13 protein-coding genes are annotated in these 13,569 nt (G+C 61.8%); 3 read left to right on the plus strand and 10 right to left on the minus strand.

The window, feature by feature from the left end; all coding sequences use genetic code 11:
• Positions 1 to 38 precede the first annotated feature (38 nt).
• Together CH283_RS25630 and CH283_RS25635 are read right to left on the minus strand one after the other, a co-directional pair.
• On the minus strand, positions 39 to 1,433 hold the full coding sequence (locus CH283_RS25630; protein ID WP_094639654.1) for an MFS transporter: 1,395 nt from the start codon (positions 1,431 to 1,433) through the stop codon (positions 39 to 41).
• The gene (locus CH283_RS25635; RefSeq protein WP_052047456.1) at positions 1,430 to 1,888 is read right to left on the minus strand and encodes a MarR family winged helix-turn-helix transcriptional regulator; all 459 of its coding nucleotides are present in this window, start codon (positions 1,886 to 1,888) and stop codon (positions 1,430 to 1,432) included. The genes CH283_RS25630 and CH283_RS25635 overlap by 4 nt, the downstream gene beginning before the upstream one ends.
• 208 nt (positions 1,889 to 2,096) lie before the next feature.
• Here CH283_RS25635 and CH283_RS25640 point away from each other — a divergent pair, with 208 nt between their 5' ends.
• Positions 2,097 to 2,948, plus strand: a complete 852-nt coding sequence (locus CH283_RS25640; RefSeq protein WP_176460561.1) for an IclR family transcriptional regulator — start codon at positions 2,097 to 2,099, stop codon at positions 2,946 to 2,948.
• Between the two features lie 89 nt (positions 2,949 to 3,037).
• Here the strand turns inward: CH283_RS25640 and CH283_RS25645 are convergent, their stop codons facing one another.
• The 8 genes from CH283_RS25645 to CH283_RS25680 form a co-directional block, all read right to left on the minus strand.
• A complete protein-coding gene (locus tag CH283_RS25645) occupies positions 3,038 to 3,805 on the minus strand; it encodes a glucose 1-dehydrogenase (protein ID WP_037189109.1) in 768 nt (255 codons plus the stop codon).
• A gap of 54 nt (positions 3,806 to 3,859) precedes the next feature.
• Complete coding sequence (locus CH283_RS25650; RefSeq protein WP_230596198.1) at positions 3,860 to 5,296, minus strand: sugar porter family MFS transporter; 1,437 nt, start codon at positions 5,294 to 5,296, stop codon at positions 3,860 to 3,862.
• Positions 5,297 to 5,752: 456 nt separating this feature from the next.
• Positions 5,753 to 6,085, minus strand: coding sequence for a cupin domain-containing protein (locus tag CH283_RS28930; RefSeq protein ID WP_141216753.1), 333 nt, complete (start codon positions 6,083 to 6,085; stop codon positions 5,753 to 5,755).
• 194 nt (positions 6,086 to 6,279) lie between these two features.
• Positions 6,280 to 6,702 carry a nuclear transport factor 2 family protein gene (locus tag CH283_RS25660; protein ID WP_094639656.1) on the minus strand — a complete coding sequence of 141 codons (423 nt, stop codon included), beginning with the start codon at positions 6,700 to 6,702 and terminating at the stop codon, positions 6,280 to 6,282.
• A 45-nt stretch (positions 6,703 to 6,747) separates the two neighbouring features.
• The gene (locus CH283_RS25665) at positions 6,748 to 7,737 is read right to left on the minus strand and encodes a ketopantoate reductase family protein (RefSeq protein WP_176460562.1); all 990 of its coding nucleotides are present in this window, start codon (positions 7,735 to 7,737) and stop codon (positions 6,748 to 6,750) included.
• Positions 7,738 to 7,760: 23 nt separating this feature from the next.
• Positions 7,761 to 8,552, minus strand: a complete 792-nt coding sequence (locus tag CH283_RS25670) for an HpcH/HpaI aldolase family protein (RefSeq protein ID WP_094639658.1) — start codon at positions 8,550 to 8,552, stop codon at positions 7,761 to 7,763.
• A gap of 30 nt (positions 8,553 to 8,582) precedes the next feature.
• On the minus strand, positions 8,583 to 10,037 hold the full coding sequence (locus CH283_RS25675) for an aldehyde dehydrogenase family protein (RefSeq protein ID WP_094639659.1): 1,455 nt from the start codon (positions 10,035 to 10,037) through the stop codon (positions 8,583 to 8,585).
• A 39-nt stretch (positions 10,038 to 10,076) separates the two neighbouring features.
• Complete coding sequence (locus CH283_RS25680; protein WP_094639660.1) at positions 10,077 to 10,898, minus strand: SDR family NAD(P)-dependent oxidoreductase; 822 nt, start codon at positions 10,896 to 10,898, stop codon at positions 10,077 to 10,079.
• 147 nt (positions 10,899 to 11,045) lie between these two features.
• Here CH283_RS25680 and CH283_RS25685 point away from each other — a divergent pair, with 147 nt between their 5' ends.
• Both CH283_RS25685 and CH283_RS25690 read left to right on the plus strand, forming a co-directional pair.
• Complete coding sequence (locus tag CH283_RS25685; RefSeq protein WP_037189180.1) at positions 11,046 to 11,885, plus strand: hypothetical protein; 840 nt, start codon at positions 11,046 to 11,048, stop codon at positions 11,883 to 11,885.
• 82 nt (positions 11,886 to 11,967) lie between these two features.
• Positions 11,968 to 13,458 (plus strand): NAD-dependent succinate-semialdehyde dehydrogenase, encoded by a 1,491-nt coding sequence (locus CH283_RS25690; protein WP_094639661.1) that lies wholly within the window; start codon positions 11,968 to 11,970, stop codon positions 13,456 to 13,458.
• Positions 13,459 to 13,569 lie beyond the last annotated feature (111 nt).

Consider the following 13,569-nt stretch of genomic DNA (forward strand, 5'->3'; position numbering starts at 1 on the left):
TTACTGGGCAATCAACGAAAGGGGCCCACTTTCTTGTCTCAACCTCGCGACGTCGCCGCTCGACGGTAAGCGAGCAACCCCGCGAGAACGACTGCGGCGCACACCATGATGAACATGCCCGTCCGGTGCAGGCCGTCGTCGTCGACGACCGGGCCTGCGGTGATCTGCAAGACGACCACCGCAAGATTTGCTCCGACGAAGGCGATCGTCCGGTACATCCCGATAGCGGTGCCGACATCGTCGACCGAGGTCGTCGCATTGATGAGGCTTTGATTGCCGATGTTGTGGAAGCCGTTGGGGATTCCGAGTACGGCCGCGACCAGAAGCAGAACGTAGATCGGGGCGGTGCTGGACTCGACGGTGGCAATCAGGGTGCCGCCGACGAGCATCATGACCGTGCCGGCGAGAAGGGTGCGTCGCGCGCCGAACCGGCCGTACACGCGGGCTCCGATGACCGTCGACAGGACGGTGACGCCGGCGACCGGCAGCATGGTCAGGCCGGTCTCGATGGGTGTCATTCCCCGAGAAGCCTGCAGCCACTGCGGAATGCCGAAGAACACGCAGTAGAAGCATGTGTAGGTGATGAGTGCACCGCCCAGGGTCGCAGCCAGCGCACGGTTCTGGACGAGAGCGCGCACGTCGAAGAACGGTTGGTCCGTGCGACGTTCCCACACGACGAACAGCACGAACGCGACCGAAGAGACGGGGAGTATCCACCATCGGACGGTGTCTCCGATCGACACCAGAAACACCATCAAGGACGCCACTGCGGTGACGAAGAACGCGATACCGATTCCGTCCATGGCTCCGAGAGCTTCTCGCACGGACACCGTGGACCGACCTTCGTTTCCGACGTCGACCGACAACACTGCGATTGCGCTGATGGCCACGACGGGAAGGTTCACCCACAGGATCGACTGCCAGCCGAACGTTCCGACCAGAAGCCCGCCGACGGTCGGGCCGAGCGCAGCAACGGACTGGCCGCACATCACGATGGTGGTGAGCGCAGTGCGCGTTTGCTGCCCGTGGAGTTCTCCGTATGCGCGCACCATGGTCATGGCGTTGGGCATATGCGCCGAGATCCCGATTCCGAGAACAACGTACGACGCGATCAACGTCCCGATGTTCGGTGCGAAGGCCCCGCAGACGGAACCCAGTGCCACGAAAGCCAGACCTGCCAGAAACACTCGGCGCGCGCCGAGCATCGATCCCAAGCGACCCGCCATGGGCGCGCAGACGGCGGTTGTGATGTACATGGCCGAGATGACCCACGAGACGTTGGCGCTCGGGCCGAACTGAGCTGCGATTCCGACAATGGCCACAGCGATCATGGACGAGTTGAGCGGTTGAAGCACGGTTCCGGTGGCAGCGGCTCCTCGGACGCTGAAGGGAATTGATGTTCGCGTCGGCTCCGTTTCGGTACTCCGCGTCATTCGCGCACCGCTCGATCGTCGACGCTGTCGCCGACGACGGGTGCGCTCGACAGGCGACGCAGCAGGGCACCGGCAGCGAAGAGCACGTCACGTTCCACCGCACTGCAATGCGTGTCCAGTGCGTTCGCCAGCCACTCGTCGCGCTTGCGGCGGTCGGCTCCGAGCTTGGCCTTTCCCTCCTGCGTGATCGAAATAATCTGCGCGCGACCGTCATCGGGGTCTTGGATGCGTGTAACCAGTCCGCGCTCTTCCAGGAGTGTGACCGTCCGAGCCACGGTCTGCGGTGTCACCCGCTCCACATTTGCCAGTTCACGGGCGCTCATTGCGCCGATGCGGTCGAGATTCCCAAGGGTCTGAAGCTGGGTGGGCGTCAGTAGGTGGCCAGCAACGTTCGCTCGAATAGCGCGGTTGAACAGCACGATGTCTTCTCGGAGTCCATCGACCCGATCGTCCACGTGACCCTCCTTATTGATAGCCAGCATTGCTTATCAACATACGCCCATAAACGTGTTTTCGGGGGTAAGATGGCGGATAAGTAGCCAGCATCACTGGCTAATATCCGGTCGGTCGGGCGTCAGTGCGGTGTGACGCATCATGGTGGGCAGGAGCATTAGGATGAGTGGCACGCGGCGAACGACGGAAGAAATGGGTCGGACTCGAACGATGGCACGGTCTCATGCATCGAATGACCTCGATGAGGTGGCGGAAAGCCCGGACACGGCCGGCAGCCTGGAGAAGATGCTCCACATTCTGGAACTGTTCAGCGAAGCCCAGCCGATGTGGTCCACCGCCGCGATCCTTGAATACCTCGATACGTCTCGATCGACGGGGTATCGGTACATCAAGACGTTGAACGATGCCGGGTTGATCGCCGCGGTGCGTAACGGGCAATACACTCTCGGTCCCCGCATCATCGAGATGGATCGCCAGATTCGCGAGACCGATCCACTTCTATTGGCCAGCCGCGGTGTGCTGGAGGATCTTGTCGACAACATCGGTCACTCCGCGTTGTTGTGTCGACCATTCGGCGACTCGGTCCTCTGTGTAGGTGAGTACCGCGCTCCGCTCAGTCCGGCCAACCGTTTTTCTCGCGGCGAACGGCGTCCGTTGTTTCATGGAGCGGTGTCCAAAATAATCCTGGCGTACCTTCCGCATCACCGTCTGAAGGCGTTGTACCCGCGTCAACGTGAGCAGATCCAGCAGGCGGGTCTGGGAGAATCGTGGAGCGCTTTCCGTACGACTTTGGGTGCATTCAAGAAAGACGGTTTCGTCGTCACGGTGGGGGAGTTCAACCCTGGCGTCTGCGGAGTCGCGGCACCTGTTCTGACCGGACAGAAGACGGCACTGGGAAGTGTTGGGGTGGCGTGGGATGTGAACGAGCGGCGCGATGTCGACGTGCAGCGGGCAGTGACGGCCGTGAAGCTCGCAGCGTCGAAGATTTCGGACGGAGTGGCCGACATCCAACGTCGCGCCGACGCTGCCGACGGGGCGGGGCCGGTCTCGAGTTTCCTGTGATCGAATCCTTTAAGCAGACAAGGCAAATCGCCGCCAGACCAGGTGCTCTCACACTGTCTGACGGCGATTGTCCGGTACCGGAAGGTCGATCAGAGACCGACGGTCTGACCTCCGTCGATCACCATTGCATGACCTGTCGCGAAACTTCCAAGGTCTGACGAGAGCCACAGAACCGCAGACGCGATCTCGGCGGCGGTTCCCATGCGTCCGACGGGTTCCTGGCCGATCACACGAGCCCTGCCTTCGGGAGTGCCGCCCGAGAACCTGTCCATCATGGGCGTCTCGATGATTCCGGGACAGACCGCATTGACTCGAATACCCTGGTCGGCGTAGTCGAGCGCGGCAGACTTGGTCAGTCCGATCAATCCGTGCTTCGCAGCGACGTATGCCGCCTGCCCTCGAATCCCGATGACACCTGCTCCCGACGACGTGTTGACGATGGATCCGCCACCGTTTTTGAGCATCGCGGGAATCTGGTACTTCATGCAGAGGAAAGCGCTTCGCAGATCGATGTCGATCAGCCGTGTCCACTCGTCTTCCTCGATGTCGACCAGTGGTGCGGCCGGCTGTTCGATGCCGGCATTGTTGAACGCGATGTCGAGCCGACCGAATTCCTCGACGGTCCGCTCGATTGCGTTACGAATGTCGCTGGAGGACGAAACGTCGCAGCGTATCGCTACCGCTCGACCGCCGTGTTCGGCTGCGAGCCTGGCGCTTTCGTCGTTTCCGACGGCATCTATGTCAGCCAGAACCACGTCCGCACCTTCGCTCGCGAAGGCCAAGGCGGTTGCGCGGCCGATTCCGCTGCCGGCTCCGGTCACGAATACAGCTTTTCCGGCGAATCTGCGTTCAGTCATTTTCGGGTAATCGCATTCTGCTAGGTGAGTGAGAGAGGTCTGCTCTGCGTCCGGTTACGAACCGGCTGCCGACGCGGTGCCGCGAGCTCGCATCTCGATTTCCACTTCTTCGAGGGTTCGGCCTTTGGTCTCGGGGATGAACCGAAACGCGAACAGTGCGGCAAGAACGTTCAGCACCATGAATCCGCCGAACACCACCACGGACCCGAACCGCTCCGCGAGGATCGGGAAAAGGAACGAAATGAGTGAGTTCGCAATCCAGAGCCCGCCGAGCGAGGCACCCATGGCAAACCCACGGATAGGCAGGGGGAATAGTTCCGACAGCACCAGGAAGCCCGTCGTTCCGAGGAAGGTCACCATGAAGCCCGTGACCGAGAGCATGAACAGCAGGATCAGGTACGAACGGACGGTGGACTCGGGCATCATGTACGTGACCAGGAGGCCGAAGTGTGACACCGCGACACCGATGAAGCCGAACATCATCATCTTGCGTCGTCCCATGAGGCCGAGGATCCACATTCCGATGATCGTGAAGATGATCATCGCAATACCTACCGTGACGGATGCGAGCAGAGCGGCGGATCTGGTCAGGCCGGACGTTTCCAGGACTGTCGGTGCGTAATACATGACCACATTGATTCCTGTGGTCTGCTGAGCAACCGCCAGAATGATGCCGACCATGATCAAGCGCTTCATCCACGGTTCGTTGCGAAGCACGGCGAGGACGGATACTTTTCCCTTGATCTGATCGTCTTCGACGATCGAAGAAATCTGCTCGTACTCGGCTTCGACCCGTTCCGCCACATGGGCACGTCGGAGCACGTTTTTCGCTTCGTCCCACCTCTGCTTGCTCGCGTACCAACGCGGGGTGTCGGGTAACGCGAGCATGCCGAAGAACAGGGCGACGGCAGGGATCGCAGCGATGCCGATCATGTAGCGCCACACCACCGAGCTGTCGACAAGGTTTGCCAGCAGCGCGTTGAGTACGAAGGCAAGGAACAGCCCGACGGTGATCATCAACTGATTCATCGTGACGATGCGGCCCCGCTGCGACGCCGGTGCCATCTCGGCGAGATAAAGCGGCACGACGACGGATGCGACTCCAACCGCGTAACCCAAGGCAATTCGTCCTGCGACCAGAATTGCGACTGTCGGAGCGAGAGCACAGACGATGGTGCTGACAATGAAGATGAAGCCAGCGATGACCAATGACTTTCTGCGTCCCAAGCGATCCGCGATCGGGCCACCCAGGAGTGCACCTGCTGTCGCGCCGGGGAACAGTAGCGAGGTGACCACCAACCCTTCGCTGACGGCGGTGAGATTGAAGTCGTCGCGCAGATACACGAGTGCACCCGCGATCACGCCGGTGTCGAGGCCGAAGAGCAACCCGCCGATACTGGCGATCAGCGTCAGACGGAACAGAAACGTTCTGGGGTCTTCGCGACTACCTTGGTCGGTCGAGACCCGCGTGGAGTCCAACTTGTCGGACACAGAAATTCTCCTTCTTGATGAACGGGCTGTGCCGCGGAAGTTCGCATGTCTCGGTCGATGTCCGGTCTTGCGGTCGGTCTTCGGCAACAGTGTGGGTGCATCCGTGGTTGGCACGGCAGCGGCAGGTTCTATGGTGTGGAAGGCGCGGCGTGGGCCACGGGGCGGGCGGTAGTGGCCGCGCTGCCTGGTGGTCTACGCATCGATGGAGTGCCGCATCGTGCAGTTGCTGCCCGAAGTGACGGCACTCACATAATTGAAGATATCCTGCCATATGGGAAATAGTCAACAGTTTGGTAAGAACTGTCGTGCGCTGTCGCCGTGCGTCTCTTGAAGGAGCAGGATCAAGGGTGTAGGACATCGGCCCAGGATGCGACTACCTCGGTAATGTTGACGGACAACAGATTCCGGTTCAGCGGCCGGTGCGGCAAGGGAACCGGAATTTTCGGTCGGCGGGAGTCAGCGAGTCGCGCTGATGTGCACTGCGGAGACCACGCAGAATTCGTTGGTCCGGTTTCGCCAAGCGTGCTTGGTTCCACGCTGAATGATGGTGTCGCCCGGCCGCATGATCGTCTCGCCGGTGTCGAGTAAGACACATGCCTCACCCGAGATGACGGTGACGATGTCGATGGTGTCCGTCGTGTGCATACCCGGGGGATCTGTCGAGTCGATCGCATCTCCTGCGCCCGATTCCGCCAGGATTCGCGCGTAGCCGCCTTCGTAGTCCCACTCGTTGTCTGGGGCGAAAGCGGTGATGACGTAGTTGTATCCGGCCGGCGGGGGCGGAATCACGGCGGCACTTGGAGGGCCGTTCGGAGCCGTGACCGGAGTCGGAACCTCGGTTCCCTGCCATAGGTGGTTCCGGGTGTAGCCGTCGGCTACCAGTCGGTCGGTCGTAGGACCATCACTCGTGATAGTTGACAGGCCTTCGTCGTCAAGGCCTGTGACGATCAGGCGAGACTGAAACTCGCGGTGCTCTCCGGTCATCAGCGACCCTTCCTTGCGTTGTCGAATGTCGCCGACTCGCGCAGTAGTGCTTCGTCTACAGGTGCATTGTCCACATAGATTCTCTGGTCCACGAACTTCCCGTCGACAATGGTGATCCTCGAGGCGGCCTTGATCTCGACGACCTCACCGCCGCGCAGGGTCCAACGACCGAGAGACTCGAAGAAGACGACACCGCCGTCCTCTTCCCAAGCGTTGACGAGATCGTGTGCGAGTGATTCGACCCTGTCCAGCGCGGCGCTGAAGGCCGAGACGACGTTCTCCCGCCCGACAATCTCTGGGCTGTTCCCGAATGTCAGAGTCATGTTCTCTGCGTAGTACTTTGCGAATTGTCGAGGATCGTTTTTCTGCATGGCCGTGTAGTACTCGGTGAGCAGATCGATCGTGTCGGATGTTGCGCGCATGGGTGCGATCTCCGTAATTGACAGTGGTAGGTGACGTCCAACGGTTCAAGCCGGGTCGCGGTAGAGGCCAGAAGCACGAGCTCGTTGAGTGACCAGTTCGATCACGAAAGACAACGTCGGTGTCGGTACGTGAGCCAGTGCGGCCAGCTCGAGAGGGACTCGAAACAGGGCGTCGATCTCCATGGGTCGGCCGGCCTGCAGATCCTGGACAACGCTCTGAAGATGAGTCGACGCCGATTGCTTTCGTAGAACGTCCTCCGCATCGGCCGGTTCGCATCCCAGCGCTCGGGCGATGGCGCTGTTTTCCGTCGCCATCGTCAACGCGGTCGCGGCGATAGAGGGTTTGTCGAGGACATCCTTCATCACGGAGCTACTCAGTACGCCCAGCGCGCCACCGACCAGATTCATCGACAGTTTGGCCCAGACGGCGTCGCGGATCGTCGATGTAGTGGTCGCTTCGAGCCCGCTTGAGTCGAACAGCGACGCAACGGCATTCAAGCGACTGTCGACTCGACCATCGGGCCTGCCGAGTATCAGCCTGTTGCGTGGATTGACCGCAGCGATTTCGCCTGGTGCAACGACGGTTCCCGCCGTGTACGCCACGGCACCCACTGTGCGATCGGGACCGATGAGCGAGTACAGGGAGCCATTGGGATCCAGTCGTCGCAGGTCGGTGCCGTCCAGAGGTCCACCGTGGGAGTGGAAGTACCACCAGGGAATTCCGTTGGAGACGAACACGACGAGGCTGTCGTCGTGCAGCAGCGACGCGATGTCTGCGGCGATCGACGGAAGCGTAGGGGCTTTGACCGTGACGAACACGATGTCCTGTGGCTCGAGATCGCCCGGGCGCTCGGTGGCGAACGGATGCGAGTGCAGTTCACCGTCGTGAGTTTGCACCCGAAGGCCGTGTTCGCGCACCGCTGCGAGATGGGGGCCTCGCGCGATAACCGAGACCTCGGGTCCGCCCTGGCCTGTGGCAAGACGGCCCGCGAGGTGTCCCCCGACGGCTCCGGCTCCGTAAATGCATACTTTCATGGGCATGTAGCTGCTTTCTCGCGTCAGGAGAACTGCTGACGCTTCTGTGCGGCGGCACCGGCGAGGAACGAAATGTCGTTGCCGGTCGAGACATAGCCGGCACCCATTTCCAAGTACTGACGAATCAGGTCCGGACGACCGCCCATACCACCGATTCCCACAGTCTTTCCGCCGGCCTTGCATGCAGCGATGACGCGCAGGTACGCCTGGTGAATCTTCGGATGATCCACCTGCCCAGCGACACCCAGTTCGACGCTCAGATCGTTGGCGCCAACGAGCACCACATCGACTCCCTCGACGGCCGCGATGTCCTCGGCCGCGTCGAGACCCGCCTGAGATTCGATCATGACGATGACCATCGACGCCTGGTCCAACTCGCGCACGACTTGTTCAGCGGGAAATGTTCGATAATGCAGTTGGGGGGCTGCCCCGGCAAGCGAGCGCTCACCGAGCGGCGCGTGCTTGACGGCTCGAACAGCGGCCCGCGCCTCGTCGGCAGACGCAACACCCGGAACGACGATTCCCATTGCGCCGGAGTCCATCACGCGTGCGATGAGCGCCGGATCGAGGTCGGGAACGCGGACCAGAGGGGTGACACCGAGATGATTGCACGCCATACATATCTGGCCTGCATCCTGAAGTGAGAAGCTGCTGTGTTCGAGGTCGATGTAGACGGTGTCGAAACCCGCGGTGTACGCGATCGACGCGATATCGATTGTCCGGACGAGGCGTACGGTCATCGAGTAGACGGGTTCGCCTCTGGAGAGCTTCTCTTTGGCGAAATTGTGCAGTAGAACTGGGGTTTCGTCGCTCATGTGATGTGGTCTCCTGTTTGATCTGTGTGTTCAGCCGAACAAGGCGGGCAAGTCGCTCGCCTCGTCGTCGAACCCGTAGACAGACTTGACTTCCAAATATTCCTCGAGGCCGAGCCTGCCCATCGAGCGACCGATTCCGGATTGTTTGTAGCCACCCATCGGTGTGTGGGAGTCCGTTGCTGCGCCGTTGACACTGATGCGACCGGCGCGAATGCGGTTCGCCACCTTCTTGGCGTTCACGAGGTCGCCCCCGAACACGTAGCCACCGAGGCCGTAGGGGGAGTCGTTGGCAATGTTCACTGCTTCGTCCTGGTCGCGGTACGGAAGCACGACCAGAACGGGTCCGAATACCTCCTCGCGGGCGATCGTCATCTTCGGTGTGACTCCGGTGAACACCGTCGGTTGCACGAAGTAGCCGCGGTCGATGCCCTTCGGTCGGTCGACGCCGCCCGTTTCCAGCACGGCGCCCTCGTCGATGGCGGTCCGGATCAGATCCTGGATGGATGCGAACTGGGCAGCGCTGACGACCGGTCCCATGGTGGTCGAACTGTCCAGTGGGTCACCGATGCGGAAGCGTTCCGCCTCGTCGAGGAGGAACGGGATGACTTTCTCGATCTGGCTCTCGTGCACCAGCATTCGGCTGGGGGCGTGGCACGACTGGCCGGTGTTGACGAAGCATCGCTGGATGTTCCATCGTGCGGCCTTCTCGAGGTCGGCGTCCGGAAGGACGATGTTCGCAGACTTGCCGCCCAGTTCGAGGCATACCCGCTTCACAGTGCTTGTCGCCGCTGCAGCTCCCACGAGCTTGCCGGCACCGGTGGATCCGGTGAACGAGATCATGTCGACGTCGGGGTGATGGGACAGCCGGTCACCTACTTCGCGACCGGTACCACTCACCAGGTTGAACACGCCGGCGGGGACACCGGCTTCGTGGAGCACCTCGGCCAAAAGTACGCCGCTGGCAGCGGATTCGACGCTCGGTTTGGCGACGACGGTACACCCGGCCGCCAAGGCGTAGATGATTTTGATGACGCCCGTCTGAACCGGCCAGTTCCACGGCGAGACCAACGCGCACACGCCGATCGGTTCGCGACGAACGATCGCTGTGCCGACCCTCGACTCGAACGGATAGTCGCGCAGGATGTCGCGGGCAACCTTCATATGATCGGCCGGTCCTGCGACCTGTGCACGGTTCGAGACCGGAATGCCGACCTCCTGTGCGATGAGCTCCGAGAATTCGTCGAGGCGCGACTCGTACACCTCGATTATGCGGTCGATCAACGCGATTCGACTCTCGACAGAGGTCTCGGAGAAGGTAACGAATGCGCGCCTCGCGGCCTCGACCGCGAGGTCAGCGTCTGCAACGCCACCGAGTGCGACGGTGGCGAACGGTTCCTCGCGCGTGGGGTCGATCAGTTCGAGCTGTCTGGGTGCGATGGGCTCGACCCATCGACCGTCGATGTACAGGTGCGGGTACTGCCTCATGGTCGAGCCTTCCTCGGGGTAGATGTCACGTCGGGTGGCCTAGCTGCTGTGTGTGTAGCCCCCATCGCACGCAATCGTCTGCCCCGTCACGAATGCGGACGCAGGTGTAGCCAGGAAGAACATGATTCCGACGAGATCGGTCGGCACCATTCCGCGTGGAATGCACTGAAGCGACTGGGCGCGCTGGCGCACCTCGGCCGTGGGGTTGATGACTCGCTCGACCTCGGTGGCGACCGACCCGGGACGAATACAGTTGACGGTGATTCCGTGGGGACCGAGCTCGCGTGCCAACGAGTTGGTCATACCGATCAGTGCGGACTTCGAAGTCACGTAGTGCAGGTAGTTCACCGTGCCGCGGGTCACCGCATCGGAGGAGATGTTGACGATGCGACCGAAGCCCGCCTTGCGCATGTGAGCCGCCACTGCCCGGACGCAGAGGTAGGTCCCGGTGATATTGACCCGCAATACTTGTTCCCACTGTGCGACGGGAATTTCGTCGAAGGGTCCCTTTTCGATGGTCGCGAACACGGATGCGTTGTTGATGAGTACGTCGACACGGCCCCACTTCGCGACGACGGTATCCACCATGGCACCGACGGCCTGCTCGTCGGCGACATCGACCCGCACGGCCGACGCGACGCCGCCTGCGTTCTCGATCTCGCCGACGACAGACTTCGCCCTGGCTTCGTCGAGATCTGCAACGACGGCCAGAGCCCCGGCTGCAGCGAACTGTCGTGCGATCTCACGTCCGATGCCTTGTCCCGCACCGGTCACGATGACCACCCGATCTTCCACGCTGAAGTCGCGCGCCGAAGCGGGAACTCCGGAATCCTGTGGGGCGTGTGTGAGCGCTGTCGTCATGTCGTTCCTTGTCGAAGTCGCGGTGTGTTGTGTCTCGGTGACTGCGGGATTGTGACCCGCATCTATCTTTTATTGGACAATATCCCGAACTGTGGGATATTGTCAACGAAGTTCGGATCGAACATCCACGTGGTGAAGGAGCAGAACATGCGAGTGAGTAGGGCATCGGAGACCGGTGAGGAAGCCGTCGGCACAATGCGTGAGGGAAAGCTCGAACAGAAGCATCTACTGTTCGGTGTGGACGGCTCGCCCAACAACTACGACCTGAACACCGGCTACACCGGTAGCGGTGGGTGGAGAACCCCGCGTCACCGGCACGACTTCGATCAGGTCCGTTACGTCGTCGAGGGTCGGCTGCCGTACTCGGAGACCGACTACCTGGAACAGGGTTGGGTCGGCTACTTCCCGGAGAGTGTCCATTACGGACCGCAGGAACGTGAAGAAGGTTTGCGCACACTGGTTCTGCAGGCAGGTGGAGCCAGCGGCAACGGCTATCTCTCTGTGGCGCAGCGTGAGGCGACCAACGCCGAGCTGAACGAAAAGGGTGTTTTCAAGAAGGGGCTCTACCACTACACCGATGAGAATGGCGTGGAGCAGACCTCGGACGGTTCGCAGGCGATCTTCGAACACGCCACCGGCCGCAAGCTCGAGTTTGCTCCTCCGCGGTACACCGACGTGATCGCCATGAACCCAGAGGCGTACGACTGGATCCAGCAGGGTGACTCGGGCGTGTGGGACAAGTGGCTCGGTAACTTCACCGAACGCAACCTCCGCCTCGGGTTCGTCCGCCTGGACGCAGGGGCGACCTACGGGGCCGGACAATTCTCGTCGATCGAGATTCTCTTCCAGCTCGACGGCAACGTGCTTGTCGGCGGCGAAAAGTACGGTGCCGAAACAGGTTACGAGTTCCTGGCCAACGAGGGGCCCGTGACCATCGAAGCTGTCGAGCCCACAGAATTCTTCCGCGCGGTACTGCATACCTTCTGAGCCTGCATGCGCCGCATGCTCGCGAGTTGGACGGCCGGCGACGGGACGACATTCCATCACCGGAAAGTAGGCTGAGAACACCATGACTACCCAACTCGGCGACTCCCGTTCGTCCCAACGAGCAAGGGCGGCTATCGCCGCAGTCCCCACCGGTGTATTCATCGGTGGGGAATGGGGAGAAGCGGCATCCGGTGACCGTTTCGAGGTCATCAATCCGGCAAATGAGCACGTCATAGCGACGGTAGCGGACGGAGGGCCGGGGGACGCGCGTCGTGCCATCGAGGCCGCGGGCCGCGTCCAGAAGGAGTGGACCAGGACCTCTCCCCGCGAGCGGAGCGAGCTCCTGCGCCGGGCGTACGAACTGATGCTGCTCGAGCAGGAGGACCTCGCACACATCATCACCAGCGAGATGGGCAAGCCCATCGAGCAGGCGAGAGACGAGGTCGCCTACGCAGCCGAGTTCTTCCGGTGGTTCTCGGAGGAAGCCGTTCGCATCGGCGGCGACGTCACAACGACGGGTGACGGAAAGAATCGCATCATCGTCTCTCGTGAACCTGTCGGACCATGCGTTCTCATCACGCCGTGGAACTTCCCCCTTGCGATGGCTACGCGCAAGATCGGGCCGGCCATCGCGGCAGGATGCACCGTGGTGTTCAAACCCGCGAATCTTGCACCGCTCGCGTCCCTCGCACTAGTGGACATTCTTGTTCGGGTCGGCCTGCCCAAGGGTGTCGTCAACGTCGTGTGCACGACCGATGCTTCGGCTGTCGTGTCGCCGTGGATGGCCAGTGGAATTGCCCGCAAGATCAGCTTCACAGGCTCGACGGCGGTCGGTGTCAGGCTTCTCGAGCAGGCGTCCCAGCACGTCATGCGGTCGTCGATGGAGCTCGGCGGCAACGCTCCGCTGATCGTGTTCGAGGATGCGAACCTGGATCGAGCCGTGGAAGGCGCGTTCGCGGCCAAGATGCGGAACATGGGCGAGGCGTGCACGGCGGCCAATCGCATTCTCGTGCAACGATCGGTCGCAGATGAGTTCGCCAGGCGGCTGGCAGCGCGGTTGGGCGCGCTCACGCTCGGGGACGGCGTCGACGCGGGTACGGAAGTCGGCCCTCTCATCGATGCGAATGCCCTGGCGAAAGTCGAGGATCTCGTCGGCGATGCCGTCCGCGGAGGAGCCGAGGTGATCTGTGGCGGTACGAGGCCGGACCGTCCGGGCTACTTCTACTTGCCGACTGTTCTCGCCGACGTGCCTGCCGACGCGGACCTCATGTCCGAAGAAATCTTCGGGCCCGTGGCTGCCATAGTTCCGTTCGACTCGGAGGACGAAGCCGTGCGTCTCGCCAACGACACCCCGTGGGGTCTCGCTGCGTACCTGTTCACCCAGGATGTCGATCGAAGCTTCCGGGTCGGGGATGCCCTCGAGGTCGGCATGGTAGGTCTGAACACGGGCATCGTGTCCAATCCTGCTGCGCCGTTCGGCGGCGTCAAGGCGTCCGGTTTGGGGCGCGAGGGTGGACGGGTAGGGATCGACGAGTTCCTCGAGTACAAATACATGGCGATACCGCGCGCCTGAACGGCACCGGAATCCGTCCGGCACGCAGACCCTGCAGTGCCGACTTCACGGAGACGACGGCACCGACCGTCGGCGCAAGCACCTTTCGGGCTTGCACCGACGGCCGGCACA

Source organism: Rhodococcus sp. 05-2254-2 (genome assembly GCF_002259095.1).
GTDB lineage: Bacteria > Actinomycetota > Actinomycetes > Mycobacteriales > Mycobacteriaceae > Rhodococcoides.

Excerpts from the sequence above, each read along its gene's own strand:
- CH283_RS25630 (WP_094639654.1), bottom strand. The coding sequence starts at position 1,433 with ATGACGCGGAGTACCGAAACGGAGCCGACGCGAACATCAATTCCCTTC.
- CH283_RS25640 (WP_176460561.1), top strand. The coding sequence starts at position 2,097 with ATGGCACGGTCTCATGCATCGAATGACCTCGATGAGGTGGCGGAAAGC.
- CH283_RS25645 (WP_037189109.1), bottom strand. The coding sequence starts at position 3,805 with ATGACTGAACGCAGATTCGCCGGAAAAGCTGTATTCGTGACCGGAGCC.
- CH283_RS25660 (WP_094639656.1), bottom strand. The coding sequence starts at position 6,702 with ATGCGCGCAACATCCGACACGATCGATCTGCTCACCGAGTACTACACG.
- CH283_RS25665 (WP_176460562.1), bottom strand. The coding sequence starts at position 7,737 with ATGAAAGTATGCATTTACGGAGCCGGAGCCGTCGGGGGACACCTCGCG.
- CH283_RS25670 (WP_094639658.1), bottom strand. The coding sequence starts at position 8,552 with ATGAGCGACGAAACCCCAGTTCTACTGCACAATTTCGCCAAAGAGAAG.
- CH283_RS25675 (WP_094639659.1), bottom strand. The coding sequence starts at position 10,037 with ATGAGGCAGTACCCGCACCTGTACATCGACGGTCGATGGGTCGAGCCC.
- CH283_RS25680 (WP_094639660.1), bottom strand. The coding sequence starts at position 10,898 with ATGACGACAGCGCTCACACACGCCCCACAGGATTCCGGAGTTCCCGCT.
- CH283_RS25685 (WP_037189180.1), top strand. The coding sequence starts at position 11,046 with ATGCGAGTGAGTAGGGCATCGGAGACCGGTGAGGAAGCCGTCGGCACA.
- CH283_RS25690 (WP_094639661.1), top strand. The coding sequence starts at position 11,968 with ATGACTACCCAACTCGGCGACTCCCGTTCGTCCCAACGAGCAAGGGCG.